At 67.1% G+C, this 12,451-nt stretch carries 9 protein-coding genes; 3 read left to right on the top strand and 6 right to left on the bottom strand.

Annotation, left to right across the window (positions count from 1 at the left end; all coding sequences use genetic code 11):
• The 4 genes from AC1DWP_RS17455 to mobF form a co-directional block, all read right to left on the bottom strand.
• Positions 1 to 203, bottom strand: a 203-nt coding sequence (locus tag AC1DWP_RS17455; RefSeq protein ID WP_477615754.1) for an FAD-dependent oxidoreductase, incomplete at its 3' end; no start/stop codon positions are given.
• Positions 204 to 400: 197 nt separating this feature from the next.
• Positions 401 to 1,918 (bottom strand): ABC transporter substrate-binding protein, encoded by a 1,518-nt coding sequence (locus tag AC1DWP_RS17450; RefSeq protein ID WP_477615753.1) that lies wholly within the window; start codon positions 1,916 to 1,918, stop codon positions 401 to 403.
• 327 nt (positions 1,919 to 2,245) lie between these two features.
• Positions 2,246 to 2,977, bottom strand: coding sequence for a VIT1/CCC1 transporter family protein (locus tag AC1DWP_RS17445; RefSeq protein ID WP_477615752.1), 732 nt, complete (start codon positions 2,975 to 2,977; stop codon positions 2,246 to 2,248).
• Positions 2,978 to 4,255: 1,278 nt separating this feature from the next.
• Positions 4,256 to 8,242 (bottom strand): MobF family relaxase, encoded by a 3,987-nt coding sequence (gene mobF / locus AC1DWP_RS17440; RefSeq protein ID WP_477615751.1) that lies wholly within the window; start codon positions 8,240 to 8,242, stop codon positions 4,256 to 4,258.
• A gap of 64 nt (positions 8,243 to 8,306) precedes the next feature.
• Between mobF and AC1DWP_RS17435 the strand changes: the two genes are divergently transcribed.
• From AC1DWP_RS17435 to AC1DWP_RS17425, 3 genes are all read left to right on the top strand, one after another.
• Positions 8,307 to 8,585 carry a hypothetical protein gene (locus AC1DWP_RS17435; RefSeq protein ID WP_477615750.1) on the top strand — a complete coding sequence of 93 codons (279 nt, stop codon included), beginning with the start codon at positions 8,307 to 8,309 and terminating at the stop codon, positions 8,583 to 8,585.
• Between the two features lie 98 nt (positions 8,586 to 8,683).
• On the top strand, positions 8,684 to 9,898 hold the full coding sequence (locus AC1DWP_RS17430; protein WP_477615749.1) for a helix-turn-helix domain-containing protein: 1,215 nt from the start codon (positions 8,684 to 8,686) through the stop codon (positions 9,896 to 9,898).
• Between the two features lie 4 nt (positions 9,899 to 9,902).
• Entirely contained in the window at positions 9,903 to 10,430 is a 528-nt protein-coding gene (locus AC1DWP_RS17425; protein WP_477615748.1) for a flavoprotein, read from the top strand.
• A 191-nt stretch (positions 10,431 to 10,621) separates the two neighbouring features.
• On the opposite strand, the gene AC1DWP_RS17420 is transcribed toward AC1DWP_RS17425, so the two are convergent.
• Together AC1DWP_RS17420 and AC1DWP_RS17415 are read right to left on the bottom strand one after the other, a co-directional pair.
• On the bottom strand, positions 10,622 to 11,275 hold the full coding sequence (locus AC1DWP_RS17420; RefSeq protein WP_477615747.1) for a response regulator: 654 nt from the start codon (positions 11,273 to 11,275) through the stop codon (positions 10,622 to 10,624).
• Positions 11,272 to 12,450: a sensor histidine kinase gene (locus AC1DWP_RS17415; RefSeq protein ID WP_477615746.1), complete on the bottom strand. Its 1,179-nt coding sequence runs from the start codon at positions 12,448 to 12,450 to the stop codon at positions 11,272 to 11,274. Before AC1DWP_RS17415 ends, AC1DWP_RS17420 begins: the two co-directional genes overlap by 4 nt.
• Position 12,451 lies beyond the last annotated feature (1 nt).

Here is a 12,451-nt window from a genome sequence, read left to right as displayed (position 1 = left end):
ATGTCGAGCTGGCCGGGCTCGATCGCGAGGCCCCCTTCGTTGACGTCCCCGGAGAGGAACCCCTTCGACAGGGGGTAGCGGTCATAGGGTCGGTGGGTCTCGGCGCCGAACACGGTGAGCTCGCCGTCGTACCCGAGACCGCGCAACCGGGTGGCTATCTGGTGCCCGGCCAGCGAGGCCCCGACGATGATGATTCGTCTCATGTCACCGGGCATCGGCGGTGTCCTCACTGGCTCCGCCGCGCCCATGGGAAAGGGGGCTCCATGGGCGCGGCGGATGTCCTTGGTGGTCCACCTACCTGCGGGACCTTGGCGGGTCCGGGCAGGTGGGTCCGGGCAGGTGGGTCCGGGCTGGTGGGTCAGCGAACGCTGGCTGGTCCGGGCTGATGGTTCCCGGCTGGTCAGCGGATGGTGAGGTCCTTGGTGAGGACATAGAGGTTGCGCGGGTCTGGTTTGAAGCCCTGGACGCGGGGGCGCAGCGCGGTGACCAGCGATTCGTGCACCAGGAACACCCCGCCTGCGTCGGCCTGGAGCTTCTGCGCGATCTGGCCTTCGATCTGGTGCCGGGCGTTGGCATCCTCGGTCCCGGCGGCCTTGTCGATCAGGGCGTCGGTCTGCGGGTCGCAGTAGTGGGCGATGTTGAAGGTGCCCTTGCAGCTCCAGTCCGAACGCAGGTAGCTGAGCGGGTCAAAGGCATCGATCAGGTAGCCACGGGAGAACAGCGCCGCATCGAAGTTGCCGGCCAGCAGGTCCGGCTGCACCGCAGCGTTGGTTCCCGTCCTGATCTTGACCTTGACCCCGAGCTTGGCCAGCTGGTCCTGAATCACCGCTGCCAGGTCCGCGAACTCCGGCCGGTCGGTGTAGGCGACGAGGGTGACGGTCAGCGAACCGGGCTTGACTCCGGCCTGCGCCAACATGCTCTTGGCCTGGTCCAGGCTCGCCGTGATGGGCTGAGCACCCTGCGGCGCCCACGGGTCCGTCGGCGCGAACGGGCCGACGGCGGGGATCGCCACATCGTGATAGATGCTCTTGGCGATCGCGCTGGTGTCCAGCGCCGACTGGAACGCCTTGCGCACCGCCGGGTTGTTGAACGGCGGCCGGGAGTTGTTCAGCAACATGACCGCGGTACGCGGTGACTGGATCTTCTCCACCTTGACCGTGGAGTCGCCCTGCAGCTCCGGCACCGACACCGCCGGGACCACCGCGGCGATGTCCGCCTCACCGGTGCGCACCTGCGTCACCCGGGTCGGACCGGACCCGATGAAGCGGATCTCGACGCTGGCCAAGCCGGGCTTGCCACCCCAGTAGCCGTCGTTGCGGACCACCTGCAGCGACTGGCCGGCCACTTCCTTGGCGACCTTGAACGGGCCCGTGCAGGTGCCCTGGATGTTGAGCTGGGCACCCTGGTAGGCCTTCGGGGACAGGATGGCCGTGTTGGGGCTGGCCGTCCGCAACGGCAGCAGCACATCGGGCGCCGGGGTCGTGATCTGCACCGTCCCGGCATCCACCGCCTGAACCGCGGACACCGACTTGGGGTTGAACGACCGGGCCGGCACCTTGGCCTGCAGCAGGTGGTTCAGCGCACCCGCGACCGCCTGGGCATCCATGGCCGTGCCGTCCTGGAACTTCACACCCTTGCGCAGCGTGAACTTCCACTCCGTCGGGCTGACCCGGGCCCACGACTCGGCCAAAGCCGGGTTCAATGCCCCGTCGGCCGCGTTGCGGGTCAGCGTTTCCGAACACCCCGCCCGCGAGAGCAGCTGGGCATCGTCGCTCTCCAGCGCCCACGCCGCCACCGGCGCAGAGAACTCGTCGTACACCAGGTGGCCACCACCAGCGCCGGTACCGTTCGCCTGCCCATCCCCACCGCCCATGCCGCAGCCGGCAGCGGTCACCGCGACCAGCGCCGGACCAACCACCCAACGAAGCCGAGCCCTCATCACCCCGCCCCCGCACCGAGGAGTACTCGTCTCCCCCACCAGTGATGACTTCAAACGGTCAGATGACATCTCGCGCTCCCTTCATTACGGACATTCTTTCGATTCGGTTGGACCAGCCAGCGCTGGTCGATGAAGCTGACACCACCACGACCCCAAGTCAGAGACCCGACGCGGGCCGACCACCCTGAAGGGCTGCGTACCGGTGCGACGGCATACGAGGACACCCCTGACGTACATCGGGTTTCCAAGTCACGATGCCTGACGGCACCGGCTCCCGACGAAGGCGAAGCGCCACGACGCCACCGCCTACCCCACGACCCCGACGCCCATCGCCCAACCGACCAGGTAGGTCGCGCCCGCAGCGATGGCACCGAACGCCAGCTGCCGGATAGCGCTCAGCCACCACGGGACACCCGTGGCCAGCGCCGCGACACCACCGGCGACGAGCAGACCCACGCCACCCACAGCGAGGCCGAGGGTGAGTGAGGTGAAGCCGAGCAGGAATGGGATCAGCGGAACCAGCGCACCGGCGGAGAAGGTGAAGAACGACGACACCGCCGCCACCTGCGGCGAGGGCTTGTCCTGGGGGTCAAGACCCAGCTCCTGCGTCACGTGAAGCAGCGCGGCCTGCTCTGGGTCGGCATGGACCTGACGCGCAGCATCCTCCGCCGTGGCATGGGACATTCCCATCTCGGCGAACATCTCAACCAGTTCTCGCTCCTCAGCCGGGCCGTTCGCGGCGATCTCCGCACGCTCCTTCGCCCACTCGCGGTCGACCTGCTCGTTCTGGGTCTTCACGGACGTGAACTCGCCCATCGCCATCGAAAACGCCCCAGCCACCAGCCCGGCAAGACCGGTGAGGACGATGTAGTGGGGATTGGCCCCGGCGCCACCAACACCCGCAACCAAGGCGATGTTGGTAACCAGTCCATCCATGGCGCCAAAAACCGACGCCCGAAGGGCACCACCAGAAACGTCCGCGTGGGTGTGGCCGACCTCTGCGCGCCCCCTGGGCGCTGCGCTTATCAATCTGCTCATGCGGAGGATCGTAGAGCGATGGCGGAATGTCGATCCAGAGATATACGGCAGATCCAGACGATCAGCTGCTCAGGATGAAAAGTTCGCGCATGCGTATAGGAAGCACCGTTGCAACGGTATATTTTGTCCGACTGCACCGTCGGCATGATCAGCCGCAAAATCTCTGAGACTGCGCCGGCTACTGGCCGGCCTCTCGTCGCTTCGCACCCCTTGGCCGACGCAACCCAGCCTCTGCGCGTAACGGTCGGTGACCTACTCGTCAGACAACACTCTTTTGGGTCGTCAGCAGTACTGCAGAGGGCTGCCGCGCATGCGTAGCAACTGGTGGTCTGCCAGCGGGTAGGTGACAGGATGGATTGTCCCGACCGGGCGCCGGCTGAGATGTTGCACGAGATGTCGCACGTCGAGCCAAAAGTGGCTGCTGCCATGGGCGTTCGTCTCTGTCTGAAAATCGGAAGGTCGGGGTTCGACCCGCCCCGCCCCCCAAGAAAAAGCCGCAGGTCAGAAACTGACTGACCTGTCGCTGTGTGGTTTCAACGAGGCTGCATCCCACGGGGGTCATCGACCGCGAGTGACCGTGGGTCGCCCTCTTTGGCCAAGAGATGTCGCACAAGTTGTCGCACGACGATGTCGATCCTCAGCCAGCCCTCGAAAAGGACGCAGGCAGCCCTTCGCGGGACGAAGAGTTCAACTGAGCTCTAACGCGGGATTGAATCGCGGGCACGAACGACCCCGGGGTAAACCGGTCGGCCGGACGAAACGAGGCCGGGACTCCGAGCGGCTAACGATCGACAGGCTGCTGAGTTCGAATTGGCACGAGCGAGGGGTGGACGATTAGCGCCTCGACGCCGTACACGGATGCGATGGCAGCGACGCCAATACCGGCCGCGTGAAGGCCGGAGAGGGCTACTGGCTCACCGTCTCCGTAGTCCAGAATGACGTGGTCTGCGGCGATGTCGACCTGCAGCCCCACAACGCCGTTCCACCAAAGGGAGGTCCAGCCTCCATCGAGCAGTCTGCAGAGAAGTCTCTGGTCGCTGATCAGGACGTTGGCGGGGCGGGCTTCGCCCCAGCTCCCCGAGCTCTGCATCCGAAGCCATGCTTCGGTTGACCGATAGACGGTTTCATCGGGTGCCAGGACAATCCCGGCGTTCAAGGCGTCGAAGGCACGTGAAGGCGAGCCTCGGCCCAGTTCGATAGCCAGGGATCGCGCGTCGTCGTAGGCAGCGCTCCGTTCGTGCGCCAGCTGCGCTGGGGCAGCCGCTCCGCTCCGTAGGCTCACATCTGCACACCTTCCCTCGTGACGCCCTGCTCAACAGAGTGCCCCAGGGTGCCGACATTCGCCCGTTCAGCGCGTGTGATTGCGAGCGCCGCTTCGACGGCGGCTTGAGCCAGGCGCCTCTGCGTCTCTTGCTCAACGGATGGTGGCTCGGTGGTTCCGAGGACAGAGCGGTCGGTGATCCCCCAACGCTCCCGATAGGCAGCCACGGTGGCCACTCTCAGCATCCACTCTTCGCCGCGCAGTGGGTCGGCGGGGCGCCGGCCCAGCTGCGCCGCCCACGCCTGCCCGTTCCTGACAGCAGCCTCCGCAGCGGCTCGGGCTCGCTCCTCGATGAGGCGAGCGCGGTCGTCGAGACCGTCCTGCAGGTCCGACTGGGCCGCGAAGACCTGCTTCATGAAGAGGCCAGCAATGCGCCCCACATTCACCTGGCGCGTGCGATCAGCACCCTGAATCCAGCGGTCCACTCGACCATGGAGCACGGCCGCCGGGTCATCGGCGGAGGCCAGTGTCCGACCCCCCACCAGAGCCGGCAGGTGATGCCCGACGTTTAGTCCCAGTGACTCCGCCTCACGCAGCGCGACGAGCAGCGGGCCGTACGCCTCAGACTCGGTCACACCCAGGGTGTCCTCACCGTTGCCAAGGCAGCCGCGCACCAGGGCGTCGTACCGCTCGCGCTGCGCGAGACCAGCAATCGTCTCGTACTCCGCCCACAAGCGAGTTATGGAGTCCTGCTCCGCCCACTCGGCTCTCATGGTCTCAGTTGCCGACAGGTCGGCTCCGCGCGTCTGGAGGACCGTTCGGAGCACGTCACCGGCGTCGCGTTCCGTCGGAATGCCGTGCTGGGTATCCATGTCCGGGTCGTACATCGTGTCGACATAGAGCCTGTTGGACTCGCGTCCCCGTGTGGCAGATACGTAGAGGACCTCTCGCTGGGTCGTCACCGATACGAACGCATGAGCGGTGTCGACTGTCCTGCCCTGCGCTCGGTGAGCCGTGGTGGCGTAGCCCAGCTCGAGGTGCTCACGCGCGTAATTGGCGGGGAGGACCACCTGCCGGCCGCCCGGCATACCCATCCCGGTAGTGCGCGAGACGGTCACTGCTCCGTCTGCGGCGACGGCGACCACGACCCACTGGTCGCCGTTCTTGACCCACCCCCGGCCGCAGGAGAGGCGCCTGTTGTTCTCCCTAGTGACCACGAGGTCCCCAACAGCGATGTGTTCGCTGTTGCTCGTCTGTATGCCGCTTCGCGCGACCCGACCTGCCGCCACGAGATCTGCTCGTGCCCGTTCGTTTAGGGCTGCCACGGTCTCCTTGTCGGATGCAATCATCAACGAGCGGCGACCACCCTCGACGTCCTCGCGCCACCCGGCATACATCAGATCGAGCATCGACTCGCGGTCGCCGCCCTCGACACGGCCCTGCGATTGGTAGTCGTCCACGGCCTCCACGCGTCCGATCCTCAGGTTCACTGATGCCGTCTTCTCCCAATGGTTGACGAACCTGCGAACGTCGGTGAGCTCGGGCACCACGTCGCGGTCGCGGGCGAGCAGGTGGAATGCTCCGCCTGCCTCGACGGGGCTGAGCTGGGCCCAATCGCCCACCAGAACGACTTTCGCGCCGGCGTTCTGCGCCGACTCTGTGAGACCGTCGAGTCCGAAGGTGCCCGCGAGTGACGCCTCGTCCACGATCACGAGCTGGCCGGGATGCAGCCGCCACTGGTTGACCTCAGCGGTGAGCTCCTCGATGCGCCTGCGCAGGAGCGCGGTGCGCATCGATGGTCCCTGACGGCGCATCTGGGCGCGGAGACGGTCGATCTCCGCAAGCCGTTCGGGCTCACGGGAATGCTCGGTGAGCCACTTGCTCGTATTCTCCGTGGGGATCCCACACTCGTGCGCCAAGACTTTCGCCGCCGCCGCGGAGGGGGCAAGGCCGATCACGGAGCCAGCGCCGAATACCTTCTCCCACACGGTCCGCAGTCCGGACATGCTAGTGGACTTGCCGGTGCCCGCAGGTCCAACGAGGAGGTCGAGAGGGCGGCCAGAGGTCGCGATCTGCTCGATCGCCCGGACCTGATCGGCGGCAAGCTGGTGCGCCCGACCAGGCAGCTCGGCTTCAGCCACATCGGCGACTTCCTGTATGCCGGTGCGTGGTCCATCGGTGCGCCGGCTCGCCTCCAGAAGTCTCGCCTCCGCCTCTAGCAACGCCTGCGTCGTGTAGACCTCGTGCCCGCGAGCGCGGAATCGCGAAGTCCCATCGGCCCGTGTGAAGGGCTTCGGCGTGTGCGCCAGCTCCGGGGCACTGAGGGACAGGGACTCCTGCAACGCGAGGTCCAGGGTGCGCTCGACGACGGCCATTCGGTCGTCGGCGCTGACGAATCGCACGCCGTGTACCTGCCGCAGGACCTCGGCGAAGACGTTGGCCAGGGAGAAGGTCGCCCGCTTTGTAGCGACCGTGTCGACGGCGATGGAGGCAACCTCGGCGAGCATCTCGGTGGTGAGGTCGTCGGCGCGAAGGAGTGGCAAGTCGTTCCTCTCCCCCAAGCCTTTGACCCACGCGACGGGCTCGTCCCGTAGGACGCTCTGGGCCCGTGTGCGCCATACCTCGACGAGGTCGGCCAAGGGTTTGACGTGCTTGTCCGGACGGGTCTCCAAGGTGGCGCGTTGCCGGAGCCGCAGCATCTCCCGACTGCTGGGTCCGCGCCCGTGGGCCTCCACGAAGGCAGGGACGAGCTTCTCGGTGGCGGTCTCGATGGCCGACGAACGCCTGGAGAACTCCCGTTGCAGTGCTTCCGAAACGCCAGCCACCTCGTACTTAGGAACCGCAGAATGGGCTCGGCGCGCGGGGTCCCATCCCCAGCCCAGAGCCTCGGTCAGCAGATCGGAGAGGACGCCGTTGTACATCTCGGAGAGCCCGACCGCGGAGCGAAACAGCGCGCGAGAGTCCAGGGTTCGCCACACGCCGTCGTGGCTCTGCACACGGTTCATCACGGCGACGTGAGTGTGCATCTGCGGGTCGCCGGCCCGTGAGTCCCAGTGGTCGAACGCCGCGCCGACGATCCCGCGGATGTCCTCCTGGACGACGCCGTTCTTCCCTGACCGGGAGCTGAAGACGCTTCGCTCGGCAAAGGCCACCACGTAGGCAAGCGCCCTCTGATGGGCGTCGTAGATAACCCCCTGCGTCCCTGCGTCGGCGAGAGCCCACGCGACGCTCACGCTCTTGGGCGCACTGAAGGTGAGGTCGAACCCCGCGACAGCGCGGGCCAATCTGGTCTCCGCGATCCGCTCCTCGCGCTTGATGTTGAGGACCGCCTCCTCGCGAGTCTCGCCGCTGAGCCCCGTAATCTCGCGAGCGATCCGGCTAGCCACCCGATCGCTGAATGAGGCGGCGGGTCGCCGCGGCGGCCGGCCAAGTTGCTCACCCGTCAGGGGATCCTGCAGCATGCCGAGCATCCGGAAGAGGTGCTCCTCGGTCACCCGGCTGCCTCGCCTAACCCCGTTCCCTCGATCGAGGCCCGCGAGACCTTCGCCGAGGAACCGTCCCGGTGGGGTGCCCGACTCCGCGTAGTAGCGAGTCAACGCGGACGCCTGCTGCGAGGCCCCGTCGCTCTGCGCGACGGAACTCATCAGGTACTTGTAGCCACTGCCGAGCGTCATCCGGCGGATCGACATCGTCATGTGAGCAGTCCATTCCGTCGTCTCGGTGGGCGCCGTATGCGGGTGTTCTGTCGCACCGGCTACCGCCGCCGCGATACACGACGAGAATTGAAGAGGCCTCGGATGCCAGAGGTGTGCTGATGGAAAGGGCGGTGGTGCCGATGGGAGGAAGCGGCGGGTCGCGTGGCGGACGGTGTGCCGAGGGCGGGCCGAGGACCGGTGACACGGAGCCGGGCAGGTTCGGGTCGGGGGTGGGAGGCAGGGCTGTACCGGTCGAGCGGTAGACGACGCATCAGGTGAGACCAGTCGAAACCCCAGGAGCGCTGCCATGTCCCGTCCCAGCCGAAGGCCTTTGGACGAACGAGCTCGCCACCGACTTCGTGAGGCGCAGCAGATGGAGAGCCAGGCAGTTGCTGCGGTCCACGCCGCCGACACAGCCAAGGAGGCTGCACAGGCGAAGCTGGACGCGCTCGTTCGTCAGCACCAGGCCCGAATCGAGACAGCTGAGGAACGGCTCAACCTCGCCAGAGCGGAGCTGGTGTCCGTATCAGGCATCGAACGGGCCGCCACCCTGCTGGACCAGCCGGTGAGCGTGCTTCGGGCAGCTGCCCGCGCCACCAACGTGACACGCGCGCCCGAGCCGGCCACGCGGCATACGGAATCGCCGTCCTAGCGCGAAGTTGTCCACAACCAAGCGGACTCCGGTGGTTCTTTGTCCTCTTTTGGCTATATTTCAAGGGCGTGTCCTCAGAGACTTCGAAGGGTCGCAGCATGGCAAGCGGGGCGGTGGGAGAACGGATCGCGGCGTACCGGCGTCGTCGCGGCCTCAGTCAGGCCGCGTTGGCGGGCCTGGTCGGGCGGTCAGAGTCCTGGCTGTCGCAGGTCGAACGCGGTGTGCGTTCGGTCGACCGTTTGTCGGTTCTCCTGGACCTGGCGCGTGTGCTGCACGTTGATATGGAGTCGCTCTCGGGCCGTCCGTGGCAGGTCCAGCCGAACGGCGGGGCCTTCGGCGCCGGCCTGGCCGAACTGCGCACCTGCATGACGCGCTACGACCACATGCTCGGCGACTCGACGCCCGCGGTCCTGACTCTTGCTCAGCTGCAGGCTCAGGTGGTGGGGGTCCATCGCAGCTACCAGGCCGCGCACTACGAGCAGGTGGTCAGTGAGTTGCCCGCACTGCTCGGGCAAGCCGAGCGGCTGCGCCTAGAACTGGCGCAGACTCCGGAGGAACGCGAAGGCCACCTGATCTACGTGTCGGCGTATGCGGCGGCGGCAAAGTTGGTCACCAAGCTGGGAGCTGGTGATCTCGCGCTCCTCGCCGCCGACCGCGCCGCAACTGCTGCTTACACCGCTGAGTCCGACGTGGCATCGGGGATGGCGGCCTACCAGGTGGCGTGCGCCGTGCTGCGAGCGGAGCAGCCGCAGGACGCCGAACACCTGGCCGTCGGCATGGCTGAGCGGCTGGAACGCACAGCGCGATCCGACTCCCCCGTCATCGTCTCCTTGTGCGGCGCACTTTGGCTGATCGCCGCGGTCATCGCCGCGCGGCAGACCGAACAGTGGACCGCATGGGAACGGCTCGAGCGCGCGCAGCGAATGGCCAACATGTTGGGTGAAGACGGCAATCACGCCTGGACAGCGTTCGGCCCGACCAACGTTGCGATTCACCGGGTTTCGGTCGCGGCCGAGTTGGGCGATCCAGGCGAGGCGCTGCGCGCAGCCGCAACCGTCGACACAGAGCGGCTTCCATCCGGCCTGGCGAGCCGGCGCGCCCAGGTGCAGCTGGACCTGGCTTGGGCACAGGCTCAACGCAAGCGCGATGCCGAAGCGACCCTGCATCTGCTGGATGCCGAGCGGGTGGCGCCAGAGGTCATCCGGCACAACGTCATCGCCCAGGAGCTGGTCCGGGAGATGCTCGCGCGAGGAAAGAAGGCGCAGACACGATCGCTGACTGACCTCGCCACGCGGGCCGGTCTGCTCCACTAGGGATGTGTCTACCTGCCTGCTCGTCGTCACCGGCGCCCCCCTGGCGAGCCGCTGCTCCGATATTGCCGAGGCCCTGAGCGAGGCCGGCTGGCAGATCGAGGTGGTCACCACCCCGTCCGCCGGCGCTTGGGTCGACGAAGCGACCGTCTCGCACCTCAACTCGGCCCTTGGTCATGGCGAGACGAGTTCGGCCGAGCCCGACGTGGTCGTCGTCGCGCCGGCGACGTTCAACACGGTGGCCAAACTGGCGGCCGGTATTGCTGATACGTACGCGCACAGCCGATTGTGCGAGGCACTCGGACAGCGGATCCCGATGGTGCTTGTGCCCATGATCAACAACAAGCTCTGGGGCCACCCAGCTCTCTCCGGGCATCTGGACAGGTTGTGCGAGGCGGGCGTCGCTTTGGTGGACTGCCAGTCCGGCGGACCTGAACCAAGGGCCGTCAGCTCTGGCACGGGCGACGAAGTTGTCGAGCGCTTTGATCCATCCTGGATCGTGGCTCGTCTTCTCAGCCTGACGAGCGGCACGTAGAGGCGCGGCCCGGCCGCGAGGCGTGCGCCGCGCTGTGAGTGGACGTTGGAGGAGTACTGCACTGCGGGCATTGGCGGCGAAGTGACGCACGTTCAAGCTCTCCTTGGGCCGGGGTCGGTTCCGCGAGCGGTCGGTGAGTGGTCGGAGCGTGGAAGTAGCAGCCACAAGCCGCGGTGGGACGTCAGGCGGTTTCAGGTTCGTGCCGTGAAGCCGGTGCGAAGGGCGAAGATGGCGGCTTGGACTCGGTCTCGGCAGCCAAGTTTGGTCAGGACTCGCCCGACGTGGGTCTTGACCGTGGCCTCGCTAAGGAAGATGGCTCGACCGATCTCGGCGTTCGACAGCCCCTGCGCGATGAGGCCCAGGACTTCACCCTCGCGGTCGGTGAGCCGATCAAGGAGTGCAAGGTCCGCCGCCGTAGGCGTGGGGTGGGGGGCGAAGTGCTCGATCAGGCGACGGGTAACGGACGGGGCAAGAACAGAGTCGCCTGCGGCCACGACTCGGATGGCGTGGAGTAGTTGGTCATAGGGGGTGTCCTTGAGCAGGAACCCGCTGGCTCCAGCTTGGAGGGCGCGGTTCACGGCCTCATCGAAGTCGAACGTGGTGAGGATGAGCACTCGCGCAAGGGGCCGGTCGCGGACGATGTGCGCGGTGGCGTCGACTCCATCCATTCCAGGCATGCGCACGTCCATCAGGACCAGGTCCGGCAGGGTGCGCCGGGACAGTTCCACCGCCGAGGTGCCGTCCGCGGCTTGCCCGACGACCTCGATGTCGGGGACGTCGCGCAGCAGCCGGGCGATGCCCTCTCGGACCAAGTGCTGGTCGTCGACCAGCAGTACCCGAATCATGAAGGCGCACCTTCGGGGGGACTCTGCGGGTCGTCCGTCGCGTTTGGGTCCACAGTCAGTGGTAGGGCGACATCGAGCAGGTACCCGGTGGCGTCGGGTCCGGCGGTCAGGCGCCCACCGGACAGCAGCACCCGTTCGCGTAGTCCGATCAGACCGGTGCCTGTGCCGGGCGCCGCTTTCCTACCGGAGCCGCCGCTGGTGTGGACTCGCACTCTCAGAGTCGACCGGTCACTGGTCACTTCGAGGTCGACTGGTGACCCGTCGGCATGGCGCATCGCGTTGGTCAGTCCTTCCTGGACCGTCCGGTAGGCGCACAGTCCGATTCCGGCGGGTACATCGGCGGGGAAGGCGAAGGTGCTGCGCACGTCGACGCCAGCACGGCGGATGCCGTCGACGAGCTCGTGAAGCCGGTTCAGGTCTGGTGGTGGCGCCAGATCTGTCTCGTCTGTGGCTCGGATGACGTGCAGGAGTCCGCGTAGCTCGGTGAGTGCGCCACGTCCGGTGGTCTCGATGGTTGCCAGGACGTCTGCGAGCTCTTGGTTGACCTGCTGCGCCATCGGCCGCGCTGTGCCCGCTTGCACGACCATGAGGCTCACGGCATGTGCCACGACGTCGTGCAGCTCACGGGCGATTGCGGCTCGCTCATGGGTCACGGCCTGCGTGGTCCGGGCCTCGTGCTCGGCGGCGGTGATCTCGAGTTGAGCGGACAGCATCTCCGCGTTGGTCGTGCGGCGGCGCACGAGGTTGCCAACACCGGCTGCGAAGGCGAAGAAGACCCAGTCGACCAGCACGTTCGAGGCCTCGAACTCGGTGGTGCGAAGGTCGCGCATCGTGCCGGCAAGCACCAGAGTCAGCAGCCATGGCCAGCGCTGACGTGACCAGGCCGCCACGGCGAACACCACGGCCAACCAAGCCAGCCCGGCTCCCAGCGTCCCAGATGGGGACGGTTCAAGAGACCCAAGAAGGAACACGGCCACCACCGCGCCCGCGGCAGCCTCCGGCCGGGTCCGGCTGAACGCCACAGCGATCGGTGGCATCGTCGCGGCGAGCAGGCGCACGAGCGTGGGAGCCGGTTGCTCATCCGAGAACACCGCCTCTGTCAGCGCCACGCAGAGCAGCACCACCGCCAGCACGGACTCGCCGCGCGTGGGACGAAGATCGCCCAGACCGTTCACC

This window comes from Pedococcus sp. P2_F6 (assembly GCF_056403675.1).
Note: the sequence above shows the minus strand (reverse complement) of the source record. Positions and strands in the feature narration are given on the sequence as shown.

Excerpts from the sequence above, each read along its gene's own strand:
- AC1DWP_RS17445 (WP_477615752.1), bottom strand. The coding sequence starts at position 2,977 with ATGAGCAGATTGATAAGCGCAGCGCCCAGGGGGCGCGCAGAGGTCGGC.
- mobF (WP_477615751.1), bottom strand. The coding sequence starts at position 8,242 with ATGGCAGCGCTCCTGGGGTTTCGACTGGTCTCACCTGATGCGTCGTCT.
- AC1DWP_RS17435 (WP_477615750.1), top strand. The coding sequence starts at position 8,307 with ATGGAGAGCCAGGCAGTTGCTGCGGTCCACGCCGCCGACACAGCCAAG.
- AC1DWP_RS17430 (WP_477615749.1), top strand. The coding sequence starts at position 8,684 with ATGGCAAGCGGGGCGGTGGGAGAACGGATCGCGGCGTACCGGCGTCGT.
- AC1DWP_RS17420 (WP_477615747.1), bottom strand. The coding sequence starts at position 11,275 with ATGATTCGGGTACTGCTGGTCGACGACCAGCACTTGGTCCGAGAGGGC.